The 22,672-nt window shown below is 67.5% G+C and carries 19 protein-coding genes and 2 pseudogenes; 4 read left to right on the plus strand and 17 right to left on the minus strand.

Annotated features, from left to right (window positions below; all coding sequences use genetic code 11):
• Positions 1-5: 5 nt before the first annotated feature.
• Together A7D16_RS08740 and A7D16_RS08745 are read right to left on the minus strand one after the other, a co-directional pair.
• Positions 6-1,034 carry an NADP-dependent oxidoreductase gene (locus tag A7D16_RS08740; RefSeq protein WP_064631740.1) on the minus strand — a complete coding sequence of 343 codons (1,029 nt, stop codon included), beginning with the start codon at positions 1,032-1,034 and terminating at the stop codon, positions 6-8.
• Between the two features lie 131 nt (positions 1,035-1,165).
• Complete coding sequence (locus A7D16_RS08745; RefSeq protein WP_064631742.1) at positions 1,166-2,137, minus strand: aldo/keto reductase; 972 nt, start codon at positions 2,135-2,137, stop codon at positions 1,166-1,168.
• Between the two features lie 232 nt (positions 2,138-2,369).
• On the opposite strand from A7D16_RS08745, the gene A7D16_RS08750 reads away from it, so the two are divergent.
• Both A7D16_RS08750 and A7D16_RS08755 read left to right on the plus strand, forming a co-directional pair.
• On the plus strand, positions 2,370-3,224 hold the full coding sequence (locus A7D16_RS08750; protein ID WP_064631744.1) for a class I SAM-dependent methyltransferase: 855 nt from the start codon (positions 2,370-2,372) through the stop codon (positions 3,222-3,224).
• A gap of 140 nt (positions 3,225-3,364) precedes the next feature.
• The gene (locus A7D16_RS08755; protein WP_064631746.1) at positions 3,365-3,937 is read left to right on the plus strand and encodes a pseudouridine synthase; all 573 of its coding nucleotides are present in this window, start codon (positions 3,365-3,367) and stop codon (positions 3,935-3,937) included.
• Positions 3,938-4,046: 109 nt separating this feature from the next.
• On the opposite strand, the gene A7D16_RS08760 is transcribed toward A7D16_RS08755, so the two are convergent.
• The 11 genes from A7D16_RS08760 to A7D16_RS08810 all read right to left on the minus strand — a co-directional run bounded on the left by A7D16_RS08760 (position 4,047) and on the right by A7D16_RS08810 (position 17,121).
• Entirely contained in the window at positions 4,047-4,478 is a 432-nt protein-coding gene (locus A7D16_RS08760) for a hypothetical protein (RefSeq protein ID WP_064631748.1), read from the minus strand.
• 382 nt (positions 4,479-4,860) lie between these two features.
• Complete coding sequence (gene hrpB, locus A7D16_RS08765; RefSeq protein WP_064631750.1) at positions 4,861-7,362, minus strand: ATP-dependent helicase HrpB; 2,502 nt, start codon at positions 7,360-7,362, stop codon at positions 4,861-4,863.
• A gap of 884 nt (positions 7,363-8,246) precedes the next feature.
• On the minus strand, positions 8,247-8,720 hold the full coding sequence (locus A7D16_RS08770; RefSeq protein ID WP_064631752.1) for a YehS family protein: 474 nt from the start codon (positions 8,718-8,720) through the stop codon (positions 8,247-8,249).
• A gap of 103 nt (positions 8,721-8,823) precedes the next feature.
• Positions 8,824-9,183 (minus strand): hydroxyisourate hydrolase, encoded by a 360-nt coding sequence (gene uraH, locus A7D16_RS08775; RefSeq protein ID WP_082925762.1) that lies wholly within the window; start codon positions 9,181-9,183, stop codon positions 8,824-8,826.
• On the minus strand, positions 9,153-10,574 hold the full coding sequence (gene hpyO, locus A7D16_RS08780) for an FAD-dependent urate hydroxylase HpyO (protein ID WP_064631755.1): 1,422 nt from the start codon (positions 10,572-10,574) through the stop codon (positions 9,153-9,155). The genes uraH and hpyO overlap by 31 nt, the downstream gene beginning before the upstream one ends.
• Positions 10,571-11,062, minus strand: coding sequence for a 2-oxo-4-hydroxy-4-carboxy-5-ureidoimidazoline decarboxylase (gene uraD, locus A7D16_RS08785; protein WP_064631757.1), 492 nt, complete (start codon positions 11,060-11,062; stop codon positions 10,571-10,573). Before uraD ends, hpyO begins: the two co-directional genes overlap by 4 nt.
• Complete coding sequence (gene hpxZ / locus A7D16_RS08790) at positions 11,059-11,454, minus strand: oxalurate catabolism protein HpxZ (RefSeq protein WP_064631759.1); 396 nt, start codon at positions 11,452-11,454, stop codon at positions 11,059-11,061. The genes uraD and hpxZ overlap by 4 nt, the downstream gene beginning before the upstream one ends.
• Positions 11,451-12,341 carry an allantoinase PuuE gene (gene puuE / locus A7D16_RS08795; RefSeq protein WP_064631761.1) on the minus strand — a complete coding sequence of 297 codons (891 nt, stop codon included), beginning with the start codon at positions 12,339-12,341 and terminating at the stop codon, positions 11,451-11,453. The genes hpxZ and puuE overlap by 4 nt, the downstream gene beginning before the upstream one ends.
• Positions 12,338-13,594, minus strand: a complete 1,257-nt coding sequence (locus A7D16_RS08800; RefSeq protein ID WP_064631763.1) for a pyridoxal-phosphate-dependent aminotransferase family protein — start codon at positions 13,592-13,594, stop codon at positions 12,338-12,340. Before A7D16_RS08800 ends, puuE begins: the two co-directional genes overlap by 4 nt.
• Positions 13,584-14,870, minus strand: coding sequence for an allantoate amidohydrolase (locus tag A7D16_RS08805; RefSeq protein WP_064631765.1), 1,287 nt, complete (start codon positions 14,868-14,870; stop codon positions 13,584-13,586). Before A7D16_RS08805 ends, A7D16_RS08800 begins: the two co-directional genes overlap by 11 nt.
• A 217-nt stretch (positions 14,871-15,087) precedes the next feature.
• Positions 15,088-17,121, minus strand: a complete 2,034-nt coding sequence (locus A7D16_RS08810; protein WP_064631766.1) for a TonB-dependent receptor — start codon at positions 17,119-17,121, stop codon at positions 15,088-15,090.
• Between the two features lie 645 nt (positions 17,122-17,766).
• Between A7D16_RS08810 and A7D16_RS21435 the strand changes: the two are divergent.
• Both A7D16_RS21435 and A7D16_RS08820 read left to right on the plus strand, forming a co-directional pair.
• Positions 17,767-17,961: pseudogene (locus tag A7D16_RS21435) on the plus strand (MFS transporter); the annotation flags it as partial.
• 159 nt (positions 17,962-18,120) lie between these two features.
• Positions 18,121-18,345 (plus strand): annotated as a pseudogene (locus A7D16_RS08820) (alpha/beta hydrolase family protein); the annotation flags it as partial.
• Positions 18,346-18,646: 301 nt separating this feature from the next.
• Here the strand turns inward: A7D16_RS08820 and gvpU are convergent.
• From gvpU to A7D16_RS08840, 4 genes are all read right to left on the minus strand, one after another.
• A complete protein-coding gene (gene gvpU, locus A7D16_RS08825; protein WP_064631772.1) occupies positions 18,647-19,105 on the minus strand; it encodes a gas vesicle accessory protein GvpU in 459 nt (152 codons plus the stop codon).
• 228 nt (positions 19,106-19,333) lie between these two features.
• Positions 19,334-20,914 (minus strand): gamma-glutamyltransferase family protein, encoded by a 1,581-nt coding sequence (locus tag A7D16_RS08830; protein WP_064631774.1) that lies wholly within the window; start codon positions 20,912-20,914, stop codon positions 19,334-19,336.
• A complete protein-coding gene (locus A7D16_RS08835) occupies positions 20,914-22,374 on the minus strand; it encodes an AtzE family amidohydrolase (protein WP_064631776.1) in 1,461 nt (486 codons plus the stop codon). The genes A7D16_RS08830 and A7D16_RS08835 overlap by 1 nt, the downstream gene beginning before the upstream one ends.
• Positions 22,375-22,466: 92 nt before the next feature.
• The coding region (locus tag A7D16_RS08840) for a transposase (protein ID WP_153043120.1) at positions 22,467-22,672 on the minus strand (206 nt) is incomplete at its 5' end.

Here is a 22,672-nt window from a genome sequence, read left to right on the forward strand (position 1 = left end):
TTTGGTTAGTCGAGGGCGACGACGGCTTTTCCGAAATTCTTGCCGCGCAGGAGGTCGATCAGGCCCTGCGGTGCGCTGTCCAGGCCGTGCAGCACATGCTCGCGGTATTGAATCTTGTCCTCGCGCAGCCACTGGCCCATCTCGCGCAGGAAGGCCGGCATCAGGCGGATGAAATCGTGCTGGATGAAGCCGCGCACCGTGAGGCGCTTGCGCAGCACCTGGCCCATGAACCCGGGCAGGCGATCCGGGCCGGGCAGCGCTTGCCCACGGCTGTTGTAGGTGGCAATCACGCCGCAGACCGGGATGCGGGCGAAGTCGTTGAGCTGCGGCAACACCGCATCGAAGACCTTGCCGCCGACGTTTTCGAAATAGATATCGATGCCGTCCGGCGTGGCGGCACGCAGCTGCTCGGCAAAGTCGTCGGCACGGTGGTCCAGCGCCGCATCCACCCGCAGCGTCTCGCGCAGGTAACGCACCTTGTCTTCGCCACCGGCGATGGCCACCACACGCAGGCCTTGCAGGCGTGCCAGCTGCGCCACGGTGGCACCGACCGGGCCGCTGGCGGCGGCCACCACCAGCGTTTCGCCGGGCTGCGGCTTGCCGATTTCATGCAGGCCGGCATACGCGGTAAAGCCGGGCATGCCATACACGCCGAGCGCGGTGCTCAGCGGCAGGCTGTCTTCCTTGGGCAGCTTGCGCAGCGGCGTCGTCGGGGTGAGCAGGCTATGCGTCTGCCAGCCGCCGGGCAGCACCAGCAGATCGCCAGGGTGATAGTCGGCGTTGTGTGAGTGGATGACTTCGCCGACGGTGCCGCCTTCCATCACCGCATCGATGGCGACCGGCGCGGCATAGGACGGGCCTTCGTCCATGCGTCCGCGCATGTAGGGATCCAACGACAGGAAACGGTTGCGTACCAGGATCTGATCGTGGCCGGTGGGTGCGACGGCCACCTCTTCGAGACGGAAGTTGTCGGCGCTGGGTTCACCGTGCGGGCGCGAAGCCAGCACGATGCGGCGGTTGGTAATCGATGGCATGGGGATTTCCTCGCAAGGAGGCCGCGCGTGCGCGGTCGAGGGAGCACAGCTGCCGGGGCAGCTGCACGAGGGAGGGAAGAGGGGCGACAGGGCGCGTGCGCGGCAAGGAACACGACGTCGCTACGGCTGCATTACGCGGCTGCCGATGGCTCCGGGGCGCTGGCGCTGTCGAGCTGGGCAATCTGCTCGGCACTCAGCGACACGCGCGCAGCGGCCAGCACGTCGTGCAGCTGGGTCACGCTGGTGGCGCTGACGATCGGCGCGGTCAGGCCAGGGCGTGCGATCAGCCAGGCCAGTGCGATCTGTGCAGGCGTGGCGTTGTGCGTGACGGCCAGATCGTCCAGCGCCTGCAGGATGCGCAGACCACGCGGGTTGACGTATTGCTTGACCACCGACGCACCACGCGCGCTGCTCTTGCCGGCATCGTCGGCGCTGCGGTACTTGCCGGTGAGAAACCCGCTGGCCAGCGAGTAGTAGCTGATCACGCCAAGCTCCCGCTCGCGTACCAGCGGTTCGAGTTCGGCTTCGTAGCCGGCGCGGTCGTAGAGGTTGTATTCCGGCTGCAGGCTTTCGTAGCGCGGCAGTGTGTATTGCTCGGAAATGTCCAGCGCATCGCGCAGCCGTGCAGCGCTGTAGTTGGATGCCCCGATCGCACGCACCTTGCCTTGTTCGATCAGCCGGCCGAACGCGGCAAGCGTGGCTTCCAGCGGAATCGATTCGTCGTCTTCGTGGGCCTGGTACAGATCGATCACATCGGTCTGCAGACGCGTCAGCGAGTCTTCTACCGCCGCGGCGATGTTGTCCGGCGACAGGCCCGGGTGCTCGCTCCACTTGGCCACCTTGGTGGCGAGCAGCACCTTGTCGCGCTTGCCGCTGCGCGCAAGCCAGCGCCCGATGATGGTTTCCGATTCGCCGCCGCGATTGCCCGGCACCCAGCCCGAGTACGCATCGGCGGTATCGATCAGATTGAAGCCGGCATCGACGAAGGCATCGAGCAAGGCGAACGAGGTCGCTTCATCGGCGCTCCAGCCAAACACATTGCCGCCAAAGACGATCGGTTGAACCTGCAGGCCGGAGCGGCCGAGTGCACGGGCTTGGGTCATCGTGGATGCTCCTGATGCGAACTGCGCACAGGATAGTCACGCCTACCGATGTTGCGTGTGACACCTGCGTGGATTCAGCGTTCCGCCGATCGTCCTCGGCGGCTCACAGGATCTGAACATGCCGATGGCAGGGCGCGCCGCAACACGTCCAGCGCCACGCCGCTGCGGGCACATGGCAGGCTCAGGAACGCATGCTAGGCTCGCGCTACTTTTTCCCGGAGAGGGCGCTGCGATGATCCGCAACAAGCTGGCCTGTGCATGTGTGATGAGTGTGGTGGTGGCGCTGAGCGCACCGCTGGCGATGGCCGTGAAGCCTGCCGATAGCGCGACGTTGCCGGCGCCCGATACCGCGTTGCAGGCGGCCATCGACGGCAACTGGCGCGACCGCGTGTACGTGCAGCGCGACCAGTATCGCCACCCCGGGCAGACGCTGGCGTTCTTCGGCATCAAGCCGACCCAGACCGTCATCGAGATCACCCCGGGCGGCGGCTGGTATTCGGAAATCCTGGCGCCATACCTGCGCGAGAAGGGCAAGTACGTGGCTGCGGTGGTCGACCCGGCGTCGGCACCCGAAGGCCGTAGCCGCGACTACGCGCAGCGCGCGCGCGACGAGCTGGAGAAGAAGTTCCAGGCCAAGCCCGAGTTGTATGGCAAGCCCGCGTTCGTGTCGTATGTGCCCAAATCGCCATCGTTCGGCGTGGATAACTCGGCCGACCTGGTGCTGACCTTCCGCAATGTGCACAACTGGCGCATGGCCGGCAATGCCGAGGCGATGTTTGCCGGCTTCTACAAGGTGCTCAAGCCCGGCGGCGTGCTCGGCGTGGTCGAGCATCGTGCCAAGACCGACGTCCCGGCCGACGACAAGAGCGGCTATGTCGGCCAGGCGCAGGTGATTGCGATGGCCGAAGCGGCCGGCTTCACCTTGGCCGGCAAGAGCGAGGTCAATGCCAACCCGCGCGACACCAAGGATTACCCGGGTGGTGTGTGGACGCTGCCGCCGAGCAACAGCCATGACAAGGCCGACGATGCCAAATACAAGGCGATCGGCGAGAGCGACCGCATGACCTTGAAGTTCGTCAAGCAGTGATAGGGAATGCGTGCATGCCGGCGCGCAGTGCGCGTTAGGCATGCACGCAGTTGTCAGCGCTGCATTGACGATGGTGTGGATGCACAGGGAGTGACTGTGCGGCATGCGGGCACTGCTCGCTTTTACGCAACAGGATTGGCATGTTGGTGCTGTTGAACAAACCCTACGGCGTGCTGTCGCAATTCAGCGACCGCTCGCAGCCGCCCAAGCGCACGCTGGCCGAATTCGGATTGCCGGCCGATGTGTATGCGGCAGGCCGACTGGATCACGACAGCGAAGGACTGCTGTTGCTGACCGATGACGGCGCATTGGCGCATCGGCTGACCGACCCGCGCCACAAGCAGCCCAAAACCTACTGGGTGCAGGTGGAAGGCGAACCGCAAGCCGAGCAATTGCAGTTCTTGCGCGAGGGTGTGCTGCTCAACGACGGCCCGACCCGGCCGGCCCAGGTGCGCAGGCTCGACCCGGCACCGCAGCTGTGGCCGCGCGATCCGCCGGTGCGCGTGCGCAAGACCGTGCCCGATGCCTGGCTGGAACTGCAGATCACCGAAGGCCGCAACCGCCAGGTGCGGCGCATGACCGCAGCGGTGGGCTTGCCCACCTTGCGTTTGGTGCGCGTGGCGATCGGCCATTGGCAGCTGGACACGCTTGCACCGGGCCAGTGGCGCGTTGAAGACACGCCCAACGCGCGGCCGGGGCGGAGCCGGCGTTGAGGCGTTACGTGGGTCGCATGCAGTTACATGCAACGCATTGCGTAGATGCCATAAACGACAACGCCACGGCGCAGGGCCGTGGCGCTTAGGTCTTGCCTGAAGCGGTGGCCTATTCGATGCCGTCGCTCGGGGTCACTGCACCGCGACGCTGATAGGCCGCGCGGCGTGCGTTGGCATTGCTGGCGTGTTCGCGGTCCAGACGATGCACATTGCCGCCGAGCACCTGCTGATCGCGCTGGCGCTTGCGGTACACCGCATAGCCGATCAGGCCCAGGCCTGCGACCGCTGCGGCAACCGTGACGGCCGGATTGCGCTTGACCAGCTTGCTGGCCACCTTGCCACCGGTGCGCACTGCACCGAGCGCGGCGCCGGTCTTGAGCCATTCGCTGGCGCCAGGGCCGAAGTGGCGCAGGCTGCTGCCGGCGTGACGTGCCTGATCGCCCGCACTGGACGCGGCGTGACGCAACTGGTCGCCCGCAGTGCCGGCCAGTTCCAGGGCACGCTCCAGGGCGCGTTCGGTGATGACAGTCAGCTTGCTCATTGGAGGCGTTTCCTTTCTCAGTACGTGGTGCGCAGTCTGTGGGTTGGTGCGTATAGACGGTGTTAGCGGGTTCGGGGGCTGTTTGGCTGACGGTTAAGTAGTGCCGCGCTGCGTTGGGGCACGCGAGTAGGTGGTAGCGATGAAAGCGGATCCGCTGGGCACGTGCTGCGCTTCCTTTTCCCGTCGGGCGAAGGTGCCCGCAGGGCGGATGAGGGTGCGGGCGAAGCCTGGTGTGGTTGAACAACGCGATGGCTTCGCCCCGTACCCTCACCCCAACCCCCGCTTCGCGCCACGACCCGCGCTTGCGGCGCAGGCGCTCCAAGGCACGCGCGCCAGTGGCGCCGCCAGCCGTGCCTTCTCGCCCCGCCGGGAGAAGGAGCTATTACGTGCCACGTGGTTTTGCTCTGTGCGTTGCCGCTGCGGTCCACGGATCGTCCGGCCACGGATGCCGCGGATACCGCCCCTTCATCTCTTTTTTGACATCCGGATAGGTATTGGCCCAGAAGCTCTTCAGGTCTTGGGTCACCTGCAGCGGGCGCCCGCCCGGCGAGAGCAGATGCAAGGTCAACCGGATGCGGCCATCGGCGATGCGCGGGGTTTCGGCCAGGCCGAACAGTTCCTGCAATTTGACCGCCAGCACCGGCGGCAACGGTTGGCCGGCATGGTCGAGGGCGTAGCTGATCTGCCGCTCCATGCCGGAGGGCACGCTGATGCGGGTGGGCGCGTGGCGGTCGATGGCCTGGCGGCGCTCCCACGGGAGCGCGGCCTTGAGCGCCTCGCCCAGGCTGGCTTCGTCCAGCGCGTCCAGGCGGGTCTTGCCGGCGAAGGCCGGGCGTAGCCAGCTGTCCAGCGTGTCCAGCAGCGTGCTGTCGGAAAGATCGGGCAAGGCGAGCTCCGGCATCCACACGCGCAGCGACTGCACGCGTGCGCGCCACTGCTGCAGGTTGTCAGTCCATGGCAAGGCGTCCAGACCGAGTTGACGGACCGCCTCGGTGAGCGCGCCGGCCGCATGCGCGGGGTCGACGCGGCCGGCCGGGCGACTGTCGAGCACGATGCGGTCGAAACTGGATTGCCGGCGCGCGACCAGGGCGCGCTTGTCCGCGTCCCACTGCACTACGTCCTGCTGCACGAAGCGCTCGGGCACGCTGCGGCGCAGATAGCCTTCGTCCACCGGTGCGGCGCGCAGCAGCAACGCGTCCTTGGCTTCGTAGCGCAGTTCGCTGGCGACCAGCCATGGTTCGCCGCGTAGATCGCTGTGGTCGAACAGGCGCGCGCTGCGGCCGTTGGCGAGCAGGTAACGCAGCGGGTCGGCCGGGTGGCGTGCGGCGATGCGGTCGGGGAATGCGTGCGACAGCAGGTCGCCGAGCGCGTGCGCTTCCACGCTGGCGGGTGGGGCGCTGTCGCAACGCAAGCGGCGGCGCCATTGTCTGGCGGCGCTGTCGATCGCGGCCAGGCCACCGCGATTGGCATCGGCGGCGCTGCGGCCCTGACGAAATGCCGCCAGCGCGCGCCAACGCGCGGCCAGTCCGTCGCCGCCCTGACGCAGCGGGTCGCGTGCTTCCAGCAACGCGGCCAGGTCGCAGGCCAGCGCCACACGCGGCGCATCGCCAGCTTGCGCCAGCATCGCGGCCAGACGCGGATGCGTGCCCAGCGCGAGCATGCGCCGGCCGAGTGCGGTGATGCTGCCGCTCGCGGTGAGCGCGCCCAGCCGCTGCAGCAGCTCGTGCGCGGCGGCCAGCGCACCGCTCGGTGGCGCATCGACAAAGCGCAGCGCAGCGCTGCCCCAGGCGGCCAGTTCCAGCGCCAGTCCGGCCAGTTCCACCTGGGTGATTTCGGCGCGGCGCTGCGGCTCCAGCCGCTGCGATTGCGGCCACAACCGGTAGGCCCAGCCACTGGCCACACGCCCGGCGCGGCCGGCGCGTTGGTCGGCCGAGGCCTGCGCAATGGTGGCCACGTCCAGCCGCGAAAAGCCGCTGTTGGGGTCGTAGTGCGGCTCGCGCGCCAGGCCGCTGTCGATCACCACGCGCACGCCGGGCAAGGTCACCGACGATTCGGCGACATTGGTGGCCAGCACCACGCGCCGGCGTCCCTGCGGGTCGGGCTGCAGCACCTGGCTTTGCGCCTCCACCGACAGCTCGCCATGCAGCGGCAGCACCTGCACGGCCGGGTCCAGGGCTTCCTGCAGCGCGGCATGCACGCGTGCGATCTCGCGCTGGCCAGGCAGGAACACCAGCACATCGCCGGGGTGGGTGGACAGCGCGTGCTCCACGGCGCGCCGCGTCTGCGGCTCCAGCGCTTCGTCGCGGCGTGCGGCAAAGTGCGCGACCTCCACCGGGAAGCTGCGCCCGGCGCTGCTCAAACGCGGGGCCCCAAGAAAGCCGGCCAGCCGCTCGCCATCCAGGGTGGCCGACATCGCCACGATGCGCAGGTCCTCGCGTACCTGGGCCTGCACGTCCAGCGCCAGCGCCAGGCCGAGGTCGCCGGCCAGATGGCGTTCGTGGAATTCGTCGAACAACAGCACACCGATGCTTTCCAGCATCGGGTCGTCCTGGATCAGCCGGGTCAGGATGCCCTCGGTGACCACTTCGATACGGGTGCGCGCGGAGGTCTTGTTCTCGAAGCGGATGCGGTAGCCCACCGTCTCGCCGACCGGTTCGCCGAGCTGGCGCGCCATGAACGTCGCTGCGCTGCGGGCGGCCACACGGCGCGGTTCGAGCATCACGATCTTGCGGCCTGCCAACCACGGCGCATCCAGCAGCGCCAACGGCACCTGGGTGGTCTTGCCGGCGCCGGGCGGCGCTTCCAGCACCAGCCGCGGATGGGCGGCAAGACTGTCGCGAATCTGCGGCAACAACGGAGAGATCGGAAAAGCGGGGTCGGTCATGCGCGGGAAGGATACGGGGTGCGGCAGGCTGCGGCGACGACGTGCGGTACGGCCGGGTGGCAACGCGAGACTGTGTGACGTGCGATAGGGCGCAGCCAGCGGACCGGTGCGGTTACGTCAAGCAGATGCACTACAGGTCGCCGGTGCAGTGGTAGGCGGGCGAGGGCCCTGCCGCCAACGCGTGCGCTAAAGCTCTGTAATTGATTTACTGCACTGTCCGACACTTCAAAGTAATCGGGATGCGAGTCGTAGCATCTTCTAGATGCAGGCAAAATTAGATGCAGTCAAAAGCCCGATTGGTCGAGGGCGCGGTGTCCTCACCGCTCGCGGGACACTCCGTTAACCCGTCCATGGGGGCTCGTTGGCGGCATCCATGCCGCCAACGGTCCCGCAATCGGCGAGGACACAGCACCAGACAGTTTGCTGGTGGTTTGTTGAAGAGCAAAGACACCGCGTCGCCAGTTAGCTAATCGCTTTTTGAAGACTTTGCGCACCGACCAACTTACTGGTCCTTGCCCGCCCACCGTCGCGGGACCTTGAGCGGCATGGATGCCGCGCCAGAGCCTCCGGGGACGGATTCACGGCGTGTCCTGCGATGGTGGACGGGCAAGGGCCTTGCAGCACACGCAAAGACGTCGAGTGCGCGATGCCTCACCGCTCGCGGGACGCACTGGGAACTCATCCATGGGGCTCGAGGGTGGCGTCCATGCCGCCAACGGGCCCGCAACTCGGTCAGGGCGCCGCGCCAGAATGTTTCGCGCGACTTCGTTGAAGAACGGAATCGCCGCACCAGGGAGTTTGCTATGGGCTCTGTTGAAGAACGACGACATCGCGTCGCGGTGTCGTCAGACCGGCTGCGTCAGGCCGATCTCAACATCCACACTTCAACCGGCTTCGCGCATGCGGGCGGTCAGGCCCTTGAGGAAGGCGCGCAGCAGCTGGTCGCCGCAGGGACGGAAATTCTTGTGCCCGGGCTGGCGGAACAGTGCGGAGAGTTCCGGCTTGGACAGGGGGAAGCCGGCGCTGGCGAAGATGGCGTGCATGTCGACGTCCTTCAATTCGAAAGCCACGCGCAGCTTCTTCAACACCAGGTTGTTGCCGACGCGCGTTTCCAGCGGGCGTGCCGGCTGGGTCTCGTCGCGGCCGCGGAAGCGCAGCACCAGGCCGTCGAGAAAACGCGCCAGCATCGCATCGGTGCAGGGCTCGAAACCGGGCTCGTCTTCCTTCTTCAGCCAGGCCTGTACCTGCGGCTTGTCGAGCGCGAACTCGGGGTCGGCCAGGTGGGCGATGTCCACCACCTTGTCGTCGCTGAGGTCGAGCATGTAGCGGATGCTACGCAGTACATCGTTGTGGATCATGACCGTTCCGGTGCCCCGGCCTGTCGCCGGAAAGGCGTCATTCTACGGGGCCGATGCGCAACGCGGCATATGCCGACCCTGTCCGTTGCGGACCTGAAGTCGCTCAGCTGCCGCGATAAGTGGAATACCCGTACGGCGAGAGCAGCAGCGGCACGTGGTAGTGGCCGTCGTTGGCGATGCCGAAAGCGATGGGCACTTGCTCCAGGAACGGCGGGTCGGTCAGGGCGACGCCGGCTGTGCGCCAATAGCCGGCGACCTCGAACTCCAGCCGATAGCGGCCGGGCGGCAGCGTGAGTGCGGCCAGTTCCGGGCAGCGCCCGTCCTGGTTGGTGACACCGTCGAAGTGCAAGCTGTCGCCTGCGAACAGGCGCAGCGGCATGCCGGAAGCGGGGCGGCCGCTGGCGGTGTCCAGCACATGCGTGGACAGCGTGCTCATGCCACCGCCTGGGTCGGTTGTGGCCATTGGCCGACGAACTCGGGTTGGTCGTAGGCCAGATAGGTCTCGACGATGGCCTGGCGGTCGTCCAGAAACAGCTGGTCGGCGACCGCGCGGGCCAGCCGTGGCAGGGCGACCTTGAGCCCGGACAACGCCGCAGCCGAGGGGCCGTGGTTGATCAGCGCCGAGTAGTTGAAGGCGAACAGCCCATGCAGCAGCGCTGCGTCGCCGGGCGTGCGTGGCAGCAGTTCGAAACCCGGCCCCAGGTAGGGGTGCGCGTCCAGCACCGGGTTGGCCTGGCCTGGCGGTGGTTGGTAGCGGTCGCTCCAGCAGGCGATACGCCCGGACAATGCGGCCAGCTCGGGGCGCAGCTGCGGGTCGGTGACCAGGCCAGTGGCCACCGCCAGAAAATCGAAGCGGTGTTCGCCCTGCGGCGTGCGCACCACAATTTCGCCATCGCGCTCGGCCACCTCCAGCCACGGCGCGCCCAGATGCAGGGCGAAGCCGGCGTGCGCGCAGGCACGTTGGAAGGTGTCGTTGGTGGGCGGTTGGTTGTGCGCGAAGAAGCTCGCCATCATGCGGTACTTGTCCGCGTCCGGCAGGGTCAGAAAGCGCGGAATGATGCCGGCCTGTTCCATGTGGCGGAACGGGTTGATGCGCGGTAATTCGCTGCGGCGCACGAACACTTCCGCGCTGGCGACGCCTTGTTCCAGCGCAAAACAGGCATTGTCGAAGGCCGAGGCACCGCCGCCCAGGATGCCCACGCGCTTGCCTGCCAGTGCGGCGAAATCGATGTGGCTGGAGCTGTGCGCGTAGCGCTGCGCGGGCAGGGCGCGGCTGATCCAGTCGGGCACCACCCACTGGCCGCCGCCCTGGATGCCGGTGGCCAGGATCAGTTTGCGCGTCAGCAGCGGCGCGCCCATCGCCAGATGCAGGCGGTGGATGCCCGGCGCCACTTCCGGCTCAACGCGCACCAGCTGGGTGGCGTTGCGCACCGGCAAGCGCAGCGCTGCGCGATACCAGCGCAGATAGTCCATCCAGCGGCCACGCGGAATCTTGTCCAGCGCGTCCCATGCGGCGCTGCCGTGCTGGGCTTCCCACCAGGCGCGGAAGGTGAGCGATGGCACGCCCAGGTCGATCGAGGTGATGTGCTTGGGCGTGCGCAAGGTCTGCATGCGCGCATAGGTCACCCACGGGCCTTCCTGCCCTGCCGGGTTTTCGTCGATGACCAGCACGTTGTGCACGCGCTCGCGTTGCAGCGCGAACGCTGCACCCAGCCCGCTCTGGCCGGCGCCGACAATCACCACATCAAAGACCTGCCCGGCCGGATGTACGCGCGGTTGTACCCAGGCATCGCCGCCATGGGCCAGGCATTGCAGGTCGCGGGCGAGCGCGCGTTCGAGTTGGGCCAGGCTCATGGCAGTGCCTCCAGGCGCAGGTGAACGATCTTGCCGATTTCGGCGATGGCGGTGGCGATCTCTGCGTTGCGCGATGCGTCCAGCCGCCGCTCCAGTGCGGCCAGAATGCCGGCCTTGTCGTGCAGCCGCACGCAGATCACGAACGGAAATCCGAAACGGTGGCGATAGGCCTGATTGAGCGCGTGGAAGCGCTTGAATTCGTCTTCGCTGAGCCGGTCCAGCCCGGCCGAGGCCTGCTCTGCGGCCGATGCGGCCGTGAGCGTGCGGTCGATGGCCGCCTTGCCGGCCAGCTCGGGGTGCGCACGGATGAGTGCGACCTGATCGTCCGGCGATGCGTCGTGGACAACCTGCATCAGGCCGCGATGCACATCCTCGAACGGCCGCCGCCGCACTGCACGCTCCACCACCCACGGCGAGTGCTCGAACAGTTCGCGGTAGCGCGCCACGAAGGCGGCATCGTCCAGCATGCGGTCGTCGCCCACGCTCATGCGTGCGTGCCTTGCAGCGAGACATGTGCGGCCACCACTTTCCAGCCGTCGGCAAAGCGCGCCCAGCTCTGGCTTTGCCGCCCGCGCGCGCTGCTGCCTTCCCGGATGAATTCTGCATGCGTGGTGGCGAAGTCGCGGCCGAAGCCATGGACGTCCACATGCGCAAGCTGGCGCCGCGGCGAGCCACCGCGGCCGATGCGAAATGCGCGAATCGCCTCGATGCCGTACAACACCTCGCCCACGCCGTAACGCACGGTGCTGGGCGCTGCATGAAACAGCGCGTCCATCGCGGCGATGTCGTTGCGCATCAGCGCTGCTTCGTAGGCATGGAAGGCGGCAGTCACTTGCGCGATCACCTCGGGCAGGTCGATATCGGAAGCTGCAATGCTCATGCCGGGTGCACCTGCAGCCAATGGCGCGCAATATCGATGCGGCGCGCAATCCAGGCATCGCCACTGGCCAGCACATGGTCGACAAAACGCGCCAGGGCTGCCGCGCGCGCCGGCTTGCCGACGATGCGCCCGTGCAGGCCAACTGACAGCATGCGCCCGCCTTCGCTGCGCAATTGTTCGAAGCTGTCGCGCAGATAGCGGAAGAACGGTTCGCCATCGGCAAAGCCGTTGTAGGCGACGAATTTCATGTCGTTGGCATCCAGCGTGTAAGGCACGATCAACTGCGCGCGGCCGTGGCGGTTGTCGTAGTACGGCACATCGTCTGCATAGCTGTCGGCGTCGTAGATGAAGCCGCCTTCTTCGGCAACCAGGCGCGCGGTGTTGGGGCTGGTGCGGCCCTGGTACCAGCCCAGCGGGCGGCTGCCGGTGACGCGCGTATGCACGGCGATGGCCTGGGCGATGTGCGCACGCTCGGTGGCTTCATCCACCTGTTGATAGTCGATCCAGCGCAGGCCATGGCTGGCGATTTCCCAGCTGGCCGCCTGCATCGCGGCGACCGCGTCGGGATTGGCTGCCAACGCCTGCGCCACACCGAACACCGTCACCGGTACGTTGCGCGTGGTGAACAGCCGGTGCAGCCGCCAGAAACCGGCGCGGCTGCCGTATTCGTACAGGCTTTCCATCGCCATGGCGCGTGCGCCGGGTTGCGCTTGCGCACCGACCATTTCCGACAGAAACGCCTCGGAACCGGCATCGCCGTTGAGCACGCAGTTTTCCGCGCCTTCTTCGTAATTGATGACGAATTGCACCGCGATGCGCGCGCCGCCCGGCCACTGCGCCGCAGGCGGCGTGGCGCCATAGCCGGCCAGGTCGCGCGCGGCGTTCATGCCTGCGGGCCCGCGTGCCAGGCGGCCAGTGCCGCTTCCACCGCCAGGCCTTGTGTGCAGGCATAGCCTTCGGCGCGCAGCACCGCTTCCAGCGCGGCCAGGGTGATCAGCACCTTGTGCTTCATCGCGTTGTAGCCCATCGCGCCGATGCGCCAGATCCTGCCCTGTAGTGGCCCGAACGCCGTACCGATCTCGATCTCGAAATCTTCGCGCATGCGGCGGCGCACCGCATCGCTGTCGATGCCGGGCGGAATCACCACGCCGGTGACGTTGGTCATGCGGTGCGCATCGTCGCCGAACACCTCCAGCCCCAGTGCGCGGATGCCGGAACTCACTGCGCGCCCTGCCGCTGCGTGGCGTGCGAAGCGGGCGTCCAGGCCTTCCTGCAGGGCAACGCGTGCGCATTCGCGCGCGCCGTACAGCATGGTGGTGGCTTCGGTATGGTGGTTGAGGCGCTTGTCCGACCAGTAATCCATGATCATCGCCAGATCGAAATAATTGGAGGCGATACGCGGGCCGCTGCCGTTGACGATGTCGGCGCGCACGATGCCGCATTCGACATGGCGGCGCGCGAAGATCGCCTCGGCCGCACGCTCGGACACGGTGATCGGCGCCGAGCCGGACGGCCCGCCCAGACACTTCTGCAAGCCGCCGGTGACCACGTCCATCTCCCAGCGGTCGCTGGCGATTGGCATGCCGCCGATGGTGGCGGTGGCGTCCACATAACTCAGTGCGCCGGCCGCGCGGCAGAGTGCGCCGACGCCGTCGAGCGGCTGCGCCATGGTGGTGGAGGTGTCGCCGTGCACGCTGGCCACCAGCTTTGGCGCCACGCGTTCGATCGCCTCGGCAATGGCGCTCAGTGGCAGCACTTCGCCCCACGGCGCCTCCACGGTGTGCACCTCGGCGCCGAGCCGGCCCAGGATTTCGGTGAGCAACAAGCCGAAGCGGCCGAAGTTGAGCACCAGCACGCGCTCGCCCGGGCTCACCAGCGAGACCAGCGCCGCTTCGATACCGGCACGCGCGGTGCCATCGACCAGAAACGTCCAGCGGTTTTCGGTGCCGAACAACGGCCGATAAAGTGCCATCACCTCGTTCATGTAGGTGGTCATTTCCGGGTCGAACTGGCCCAGCAGATCGGCCGCCATCGCGCGCAGCACGCGCGGATGCGCATTGACCGGGCCCGGGCCCATCAACAGGCGCTGCGGGGGATCGAGTTCGCCGAAGGTATGCAGGTGGCGCAAATCAGGTGACAAGGGAATCTCCCAGGTGTTCGATGAAGTGGCGCATGACCGCCAGTGCGAGCTCGGCATCGTCCGGGTCGACATGTTCGTCCGGATGATGGCTGATGCCGCTGGCGCAGCGCACGAACAGCATCGCGGTGGGGCACAGCGCTGCCATCACCATGGCGTCGTGGCCGGCACCGGAGACCAGTTGCCGCGGTGCGACGCCCTGCGCGGCAACTGCATGTTCCAGGCGCGTGATCAGGGCCGGGGCGCATGGGCAGGCGGCCAGTGTCTGTAGCGGCTCGATGGCGATGGCGATACCGCGCTGCGTGCCGATCTGCGCGAGCGCGTGTTCGATTTCGCGCACGGCCGCATCGCGGGTTGCATCGCTGCCGGCGCGCACATCCAGCGTGCAGTCCACACGGCCTGGCACCACGTTGGTGGCGCCCGGTGCGACCTGCAGTTTGCCGACGGTGGCGACCAGGTCGCTGCTGCGCGCGCGCGCGATGCGTTCGATGGCCAGCAGCGCCTCGGCGGCGGCGCTCAATGCGTCGCGGCGCAGCGTCATGGTGGTGGTGCCGGCGTGCCCGGCACGGCCGTCGAAGCGCAGCGCAAAGCGGCGCTGCGCGGCAATCGCGCTGACGATGCCAACGGGCAGGCCTTCGGCTTCCAGTACCGGGCCTTGTTCGATATGGGTTTCCAGATACGCCAGCACGCTGCCCGGGGCGCGTGCGGCGTGCTGGATCTGCGCGATATCCAGGTCCCAGTTCGCCAACGCGGCTGCGACATCGATGCCTGCTGCATCGGTGACGTGCAGCGTGGCGGGGTCGAGCGCGCCGGCGACTGCGCGGCTGCAGAACATCGAGGCAGGAAAGCGCGAGCCTTCTTCGTCGCCGAAGGCGATGACCTCGATAGGGAACGGCAGGCGTCGTCCCTGTGCATGTAAAGCTGCCACGCATTCGATGCCCAGCAGGATGCCGAGCGGGCCATCGTAGCGGCCGGCATCGCGCACGCTGTCCAGGTGGCTGCCGATCAGCAGTGCGGGCGCATCTGGCTGCGTACCGGCGTAGTGGCCGACCAGGCTGCCGAGCGGATCGATCCGCACCTGCATGCCGGCCGCTGCCATCCAGGTGCTGACCTGTTGCACCGTGGCGCGATGGGCAGGGCTGAGCCAACCGCGGAACAACCCGGTGTCGCTGTCGCTATAAGGCGCAACGCCCAGGGCGTCGCAGCGTGCTACTGCCCGCGCACCGCCGGGAGCGGTGGGGTTGGCGGTAGCTTGGCGGAAGGGCGGGGCAGCGGGCATCGACAGGACCAAGGCGGCCCGCGGAGCCTTCGGCAGCAGTCCGGGAGCAGGCGGGAGAGGTGACGCTTCGACTATAGGGAGCCAGCCCTGTCGCCATCAAAGAATTTTTTCGCGGGTTTGCGCTGCAAAAAATGCAACGCGGTGCAATGCTGGCGCCTGCCGACTGCGTTGGAGGCGCCGGCGGATCGCTGCCGGCGACGCCCCCCATTGGCCGGTGTCAGAACGACACGTTCCAGCTGGCGTACACGCCGCGACCATCGGCTGGGGTGAAGCCGGAGATGCCGCTGTCGAAAAAGCCATACACGTACAGCTTGTCGGTGACGTTCTTGAGTTGCAGCGAGACCTCGTTACGCGGGTTCACCTGCCAGGTGGCGCTGACATTTGCGATGACATAGCCGCCGTACCGCCCCAGCGTGTTGGCGCGGTCGATGTAGTAGTCGCCCTGCCCGTTGCCCCACAGGCTGAACTTGAGATGGTCGCTGGCCTGGTAGTCCACGCCGCCTGTGAGCAGCCAGTTGGGCACGTTTTCCACCTCTTTGCCGCGCGTGTCCGGTGCGCTGGGGTCGGCTACCACGATCTGTGCCTTCTGCCGCGAGTAGGCCAGCCATGCGCGCCAGTGTTCGCTCGGCTGCAGGTTGAGTTGTGCGTCCCAGCCGCGGCGCAGGGTGCGGCCGACATTGCTGACCTCATCCACCGCCACCGCGCCGTTGACGCCGATCACGCGCGCCACCTCGCCCGACGCGCGCTGTTCCCAGTAGGCCAGGCGCGCATCGGCCCAGGACCAGGGCTGGAATTTCAGGCCGCTCTCCCAGCCGTCGTTGATCGAAGGCCGCAAATTGCGTGCCTGGGTGCGGTAGGCGCCGTTGCCGCCGCCGATCTGCCAGGTGCGGCCCCAGTTGGCGTACGCGGTGGCGCGATCGCTCAGGCTGTAGGCGGCGCTGAACTTGGGTTGCAGGATGCTGCCGAAATCGTAGGTCGAAAACCGCGCGCCGCTGAGCGCATCCAGAAAGCTGCCGCGCACCTGGTCGATGCGATACGCCGGCACCAGCTTCAGCCGCTCGGTCGGGCGCATCACCACCTGCACATAGGCGCCGCGCGTATCCAGGCTGTAATCCCAATCGCGCAATGGGCGCACACGCTCGCGTTCGACGGTGCGATAGCGTTGCGACACGTTGTCTTGCCACTGCGCATCCACGCCGGCTTCCAGCGCGAATTCGCTGAAGCCCACCAGCTCCGGCCGCCAGGTGGTGCTGGCGATCACGCCGTGGTGGGTTTCGTTGGTCACGCGCTCCTGCTGCGGGTTGCGTTCGACAAAGCGCACGAAGCGCTCGTTCTGGTAGCGGTTGACGTAGGTCTTGGCGGTCCAGCTCCAGTCCTCGCGCAGCGTGCCGTCGGCATGCAGCACGGTCTGGATCAGCTGACGCTCGCTCTGATCGGTATTGGAAAATGCCGGCGAGCTGCGCGGCGCCTGCTGCGCCTGCTGGAAGGTGAGAAAGCCGGCCTCCTGCGCGGTGGCGTGATAGAAGCGCGTACTCAGTCCCGCGCGCCAGCGGGCGTCCGGGTCGGTGTACAGCCACTTGGCGGCGAAGTTGCGCTTGATCGCCAGCGCATGGTCGCGATAGCCCTCCGAACTGCGCCAGCCGACAAAATAATTCTGGCTCCAGCCGCCTTGCTCGAAACCTTTGGCCGCCTGCACGTCGTAGGTGCCGAAGCTGCCGGCGGTGAGGCTGAGCGTGCCGTCGTTGCCACCGCTGCGGGTGACCACATTGACGTCGCCGGCAATTGCGTTGAGCCCGTAGCGCGGGTCGTTGGTGCCGCGCACGATTTCGATCGCTTCGATGTCCAGCGGCGAAATCATGTCCATATACGGCATGCCGCCGAGATTGTCGTTGCCGGGCACCCCGTCGATCAGCAGCTTGACCGCGTTGACGCGGCCTTCGGCATTGAAGCCGCGGAACGAAAACCGCCCGGCTTCGGTGCCGACCTTGAACTGGGTGACCTGCACGCCGGGTGCGCGCGCGAACAGCTCCCAGCTGAAATCCACCTTCTGGTTTTGCAGCAGGTCGGCGCCCAGCACGTCCACCGACGAGAACACGCTGTGCGCGGCGAGCGTGCCATTGGAGACGGCCGTGGCCTGCACCTTGCCCAGGGTGAGAACCGAATCGTCGCTGGGGGCGTCGGCGGCGGATGCGGTCTGCACGCAGACGAGGGCGACCGCCAACGCGGCGGTGAGACGGTGAAGCGTGTGCATGACGAAACTCCGTGCGGCCTTGTGCAGGCCGCGACAACAAAAAGCGTGAGCGCGTGGCGTGCTGCCGCGGCGGCCAGGGCTGGCCGGGCGTGGTCAGTGCCCGCGAAGACTGGCGCGATGCAGGTGATCGAGCGCTGATGCGAAGCGGTTAGCCAATGGCCGGCAGCGGTGGCCCGCGTGGCGGATGCGCTTCGCGTTGGCTGCTGGCTGACAGGCCCGCTAGCGCTGGCCGGCCGCGCACGCTGGAGCGCATTGCGGGCAGCAGGATGAGCGCTGCCACCAGCAGCAGGAGCAGCACGCGCTCTGCGGGCTGACACGCCTCGCAAGTGGACGCGGTTCCCTCATCTGCAGGCGCGGAGTGGTCGCTGCCGCGTTCCGTCGATGCGTCGCCACCCGCATTGGCGCTGTGTGCGAACGGCAGGCCGGCGGCTGCACCGCTTGGCTGCACACGTGCACTTACTGGTGCGGTGGTCGCAAGCTCGGGCGCTTGATTGTGCCGCTGCGAGCGCGACAGGTGACTCAATACCGGCGACAACACCAACAGCAACGCCGCCAGGATGGCGAGGCTGCGCAGCAGGCGGGCGGAGCGGGCACGTAACATCGTTACACTATAACAAGTGTGATGCACGTTCGCTCTGGATCGTTGCGCCGCTGGGCAGCTACCTGGGCGCAAGCATCGGCTGGCGCGGGGTGTTCTGGGGCATGCTGCCGCTGGTTGTGCTGACCATTGCCTGGCAGTGGCGCAGCCTGCCGTCGATGCCGGCACAGAACGCCGGCCAGCGCAGCAGCATCGTCGGCCTGTTGAAGCGCCGCTACGTTGCGCGCGCGATGCTGGCGATTCGGTGGCCGAGTAATAGGCACTGAAGGGCGCCGGGATGAACCCCAGCGCCGAACCGACAGTGAGAATGCGTCCGCCGCCTTATGGCTCTGCCACGGCGGTAATGGGCCGGCACGACCAGGGGGCGTTTCATCAGTGCTGAGGGCACACAGCCGGGCCGCATGGACGACGCCAACCCCGGGACCGAAACCACCCAGGCACCCCGCCTGTTCCAGGCGATCCGCGGCAACGGCGGCACCGCACGCCTGGTGCTGCTGCCGTTCGAGCCGCACTGGTACACCGCCCGCGAATCCAACGAAGACGTGGTGGCCGAGATGCTGGAGTGGTTCGACCGCTACGTGAAAAACGCGCCGCCGCGCGATGCGGGCAACAAGCCCAAGCAGTAAGTCCTGTGCTGATGCCGCGTCTTGGTGAAACGGGCGTTGGCATCAGCGCAGAGTGGGAGCGTTCCTTGCAGGCAGATGCTGTCGGGTAAAGCGCACTCCGGCCCCGTCTGGGGAGTGGCGGCATTGGCGGCCACATCGCTATGCACGCATCACGCAAACATGCCACGCACGTATCGGCATCGTGCTGGCCATCGGAGTTGCGCACGGTGCGATCGGAGGCCAGGTTCCAGCCTTCGCTGCGCCAGCGCGTTGACCAGTGTGAGATGACGCGCACCTCACACCAGGGCGGAGCTTGCCGGGCTCAATCAGCCGACAACGATCCCAGGGTGAAGCCGGAAACAGCATTGACCTTGCCACGCCAGAGCACGCCACGGTTGCTGGGCAGCGGCTGGCCGCCGGGTGAGAAGCAACGCGCATCGATCAGGTGGATGAACTGCGGAGGCGTGCTGCTTTGCTGCGCATCGTCCTCGGTGTCGTAGATGCTGGCGTGGCTGGCAAATGCGCGACGGATATCTTCTTTTTCTTCGGCGTCGCCGGGGCATGCAGCAGAAAATTCCTGCGCAAACGCCTCGAAATACTGCTTGCCGCTGACCAGCTGGCCAGAAATGACGATGCCTTCGACAAACAGCGTGATGCCGAACTGCGCATTCGAAAAGTTGGCAATGCCGACCAGCTTCTGGAGATACCAGTCCACGCTCTGGCCATCGAACGCCAGCTTGACGTCTTCCAGGCTTGGTTGATGTTGCTCTTGCTCTGTCATGTTGCTCTCCCTGAGTGGATCCAACGACGCGTCAGAAGTAACGCTAATGCGGATGTCCCGCATGGCGTGCGCAAGCATGGCATATGCCGTGCCGAAGTTGCCGCGGTTGGGTTCGCTAGGACCTTTCCGAAAGACGGTCTTGCGATGTGTGAACGCTTTTACCCTGATGCGCGCGCCATCGCTCGGGCGGGCTGAGGCGTTGCTGCAGTCGCGAAAGAACCGCGGTGATCACCAAGCCGAAACCGCACCATCCGAGCGCGGATCGCTTGCCCCACTGAGTACGCCATCCGCCTCGCGTACCAATGCACCGGCATGGCCCATCACCGAGGTGTAAGCGGGCAGCACTTCCACCGCATGCCCGGCGTGGCGTAGTGCTTGCATCACTGCCGGATCGAAGCGGTCTTCCAGCTTCAACGAGGTGCTGTCTTCGCCCCAGGTGCGGCCGAGCAGCCAGCGCGGTGCGGTGATCGCCTGTTGCAGCGGCATGCCGAAGCGGGCGTAGCGGGAGAACAGGGCGGCCTGGGTCTGTGGTTGGCCTTCGCCGCCCATGGTTCCGTAGGCCATGACGCGGCCGTCGTCGAAGGTGGCCAGTGCGGGGTTGAGGGTGTGGAAGGGTTTGCGCCCGGGGGCGAGTGCGTTCCAGCCGTCGGCGGCAAGGCGGAAGCTGCAGCCGCGGTTTTGCCAGGTGATGCCGGTGCGCGGCAGCACCAGGCCGGAGCCGAATTCGAAATAGGTCGACTGGATGCAGCTGACTGCGCGCCCGTGTGCGTCGATGGCGCCGAACCACACGGTGTCGCCGGCTTGCGAGGGCTGCGGCCAGGGCAGTGCAGTGGTCATGTCGATGCGCGCGGCGAGCGCATCGAGTGCGTCGCTATCGTCGAGCAGGGCTTGTGCGTTCAGTGTCATCCAGGCCGGGTCGCCGACATGCGCGTCGCGGATCAGGAAGGCCTGTTTGGTTGCTTCGATCAGGCCGTGCAAGTGCGCGTAGCTGTCGGGGTGTTCGGCATGCAGGCGGTCGAACAAGGCAAGGATCAGCAGCGAGGCCAGCCCTTGCGTGGGCGGTGCGTGGTTATAAAGCCGCGCGCCGTGAATGGCGACCGAGAGCGGCACGCTGGCGTCGGCGGTGTGTGCGGCCAGGTCGTCTGCATGCAGCGGGCTGCCGAGCGCCTGCAGGTCGGCGGCGATGTCGTCGGCGAGGGCGCCGCGATAGAAACTCTCCAGGCCGTGGTCGGCCAACCGCTGCAGGGTGTGTGCGAGCTGCGGTTGCTGCAGCAGCGCGCCTTCGTGCAGGGGCGCGCCGTGGTGTTCGAAGATGCTGGCGTAGGCGCCGGGTTGCACGCGCAGTTCGGCGCTCTTGCTGGCAGCGATCCGGGCACCGCCCAAGGTCACCGGCACGCCGTCGCTGGCGTGGTGGATGGCCTCTTGCAACAGGCGTTGCAGCGGCAAGGTGCCGCCCGCGTGGTGCAGGGCCAGCGCCCAGCCGGAGACGGTGCCGGCCACGGTATTGGCCGCGCCGGGGCCGCGCCACGGGATGCTGCCGTGGCCCCGATAGAAATCCAGCGTTGCCGCCTGTGCAGCGCGGCCGCAGGCGTCGATGGCGTGCACGCGGCCATCGGGTTCGTGGATGAGCCAGAAGCCATCGCCGCCGATGCCGGTCATGTGCGGGTACACCACCGCCAGGCAGGCGGCGGTGGCCACGGCGGCTTCGATGGCATTGCCGCCGTCGCGCAACACATCGCGCCCGGCCTGCGCCGCGAGGTGATGCGGGGCCACCACCATGCCGCGGCGCGCGCGCAGGGTCTGCAGCATCAGCGTGTCTCCGGCGGCGGGCTGAAGGCGAGCAGGCCGTCGCGTTCGAGTTGCGCGGCGAGCGTAAACAGGCGGTCTTCGCGGCCGGGCGCGGCAATCAGCTGCACGCCGAGCGGCAGCCGCCCGGGACGCGGCAACGGTGCGGCCAGCACCGGGCAGGCGGCCAGCCCCAGCGGTTGGGTGAAGATGCCCAGATTGGCGCGTGCCGAGACCGGCAGGCCGTCGATCTGGATGGTGTCCTGGTCGATACGCGGTGCCACGCACGGGGTGGCCGGCGCGATGAGCACATCCACATCGTCCCATAGCGCGTGCATGGCGCCGGCAAACCAGCGGGCGAAGCGGTGTGCGTCGGCCACGGCGCTGGCGGGCAGCTGCAGGCCGGCGAGCAGGCGGTCGCGCGTGGCGGGGTCGAACTGCGCGGCGTGCGTGGCCAGTGCGCTGCGGTGCCGATGTCCGCCTTCGGCAGCGGTGAGGACGAAGGCGGCTGCGCGCGCGCGCTCGGCCTCCGGCAGTTCGATCGAGGCAGTGCTGTTGCAGGCGGCCAGCACTGCCGCCAGCCCGGCATCGAGGTCTGGATCCAGGTTGCGTTGAAACCAGCCGCCCAGGCGTGCGATGCGCAACTTGCCGGGAGTGGCCGAGGGCAGCGCGTGTGCGCGCATCACCTCATAAACAACGCGCAGATCGGCCACCGAGGTTGCGAACGGGCCGACCACATCCAATGCATCCACAAACGGAAACACGCCATCCAGCGGCAACGCGCCATGCGTCGGGCGCAGGCCGTAGACACCGCAGAGCGCGGCCGGCACGCGGATGGAGCCATTGGTGTCCGAGCCGAGCGCGAACGGCACCAGCCCGGCGGCCACTGCCGCGGCCGAGCCGCCCGACGAGCCGCCGGCCAGATGCTGGTGGTCATGCGGGTTGGCGGTAGTGCCGTAGTGCGCGTTGACGGTGGCAAAGCCGTAGGCGAATTCGTCCATGTTGGCAGTGCCCACCAGCACCGCGCCGGCATCGCTGAGCCGCTGCACAACCGCTGCATCGTGAGCAGCAGGCGCGCACTGCGCGCGAACCGCAGCACCGGCGGTGGTGACCTGCCCGGCGACGTCGAACAGATCCTTGACCACGAACGGCACGCCAGCCAATGCGCCGCCGTCGTTGCCACCGGCCAGCGCGGCCTGCACGCGCGCGGCATCGGCGGCGGCGCGCGCCGGCAGCAGGCGGGTGATGGCGCCCAGGCTGTCGTTGGCCTGGTTGATGCGCGTCAGCGTCTGGGTGGCCAGCCGCGCGGCCAGGGTGGGCTGGCGGCGCGTGCTGCTGACGATGGACGCGATCTGGCCGCGTGGGCCGCTGCCGTCACGCGCCGCCGCGGGGGGCGCGTTGAAGGTGGCCAGCAGCTGGGCATGGCCGCGCAGCACTTCGGTATTGCGATCAACGCCGGCCTGCCACTGCGCTGGGAGTTGCATGGGTCACCTTGGGTTGCTGGAGCTGCGGGTGTTCGGGTGCGGGCAGGTGGTGTGATTCACGCCCCTCTCCAGCGGGAGAGCAACTGTCTTGATCAACTGGCGGCGCTAGCCGCCAGTTGATCTCGCATCTTGGCGTTGAGGATGACCAATAATTTGCGCATCGCCGCCACCAGGGCGACCTTGCCCGCTTTGCCCTGCGTGCGTAGCCGCTGGTAAAACTCGCGCAGGGCCGGGTTGAAGCGCACCGCCACCAGCGCCGCCATGTACAGCACTTGCCGCACGCAGGCGCGTCCTCCCC

Source organism: Xanthomonas nasturtii, assembly GCF_001660815.1.
In the GTDB taxonomy this organism is placed as follows: domain Bacteria; phylum Pseudomonadota; class Gammaproteobacteria; order Xanthomonadales; family Xanthomonadaceae; genus Xanthomonas; species Xanthomonas nasturtii.

Excerpts from the sequence above, each read along its gene's own strand:
- puuE (WP_064631761.1), bottom strand. The coding sequence starts at position 12,341 with ATGAACGCCGCGCGCGACCTGGCCGGCTATGGCGCCACGCCGCCTGCG.
- hpyO (WP_064631755.1), bottom strand. The coding sequence starts at position 10,574 with ATGAGCCTGGCCCAACTCGAACGCGCGCTCGCCCGCGACCTGCAATGC.
- uraD (WP_064631757.1), bottom strand. The coding sequence starts at position 11,062 with ATGAGCGTGGGCGACGACCGCATGCTGGACGATGCCGCCTTCGTGGCG.
- hrpB (WP_064631750.1), bottom strand. The coding sequence starts at position 7,362 with ATGACCGACCCCGCTTTTCCGATCTCTCCGTTGTTGCCGCAGATTCGC.
- A7D16_RS08810 (WP_064631766.1), bottom strand. The coding sequence starts at position 17,121 with ATGCACACGCTTCACCGTCTCACCGCCGCGTTGGCGGTCGCCCTCGTC.
- hpxZ (WP_064631759.1), bottom strand. The coding sequence starts at position 11,454 with ATGAGCATTGCAGCTTCCGATATCGACCTGCCCGAGGTGATCGCGCAA.
- A7D16_RS08755 (WP_064631746.1), top strand. The coding sequence starts at position 3,365 with ATGTTGGTGCTGTTGAACAAACCCTACGGCGTGCTGTCGCAATTCAGC.
- A7D16_RS08770 (WP_064631752.1), bottom strand. The coding sequence starts at position 8,720 with ATGATCCACAACGATGTACTGCGTAGCATCCGCTACATGCTCGACCTC.
- A7D16_RS08760 (WP_064631748.1), bottom strand. The coding sequence starts at position 4,478 with ATGAGCAAGCTGACTGTCATCACCGAACGCGCCCTGGAGCGTGCCCTG.
- A7D16_RS08805 (WP_064631765.1), bottom strand. The coding sequence starts at position 14,870 with ATGCCCGCTGCCCCGCCCTTCCGCCAAGCTACCGCCAACCCCACCGCT.
- uraH (WP_082925762.1), bottom strand. The coding sequence starts at position 9,183 with ATGGCCACAACCGACCCAGGCGGTGGCATGAGCACGCTGTCCACGCAT.
- A7D16_RS08750 (WP_064631744.1), top strand. The coding sequence starts at position 2,370 with ATGATCCGCAACAAGCTGGCCTGTGCATGTGTGATGAGTGTGGTGGTG.
- gvpU (WP_064631772.1), bottom strand. The coding sequence starts at position 19,105 with ATGACAGAGCAAGAGCAACATCAACCAAGCCTGGAAGACGTCAAGCTG.
- A7D16_RS08740 (WP_064631740.1), bottom strand. The coding sequence starts at position 1,034 with ATGCCATCGATTACCAACCGCCGCATCGTGCTGGCTTCGCGCCCGCAC.
- A7D16_RS08830 (WP_064631774.1), bottom strand. The coding sequence starts at position 20,914 with ATGCTGCAGACCCTGCGCGCGCGCCGCGGCATGGTGGTGGCCCCGCAT.
- A7D16_RS08835 (WP_064631776.1), bottom strand. The coding sequence starts at position 22,374 with ATGCAACTCCCAGCGCAGTGGCAGGCCGGCGTTGATCGCAATACCGAA.
- A7D16_RS08745 (WP_064631742.1), bottom strand. The coding sequence starts at position 2,137 with ATGACCCAAGCCCGTGCACTCGGCCGCTCCGGCCTGCAGGTTCAACCG.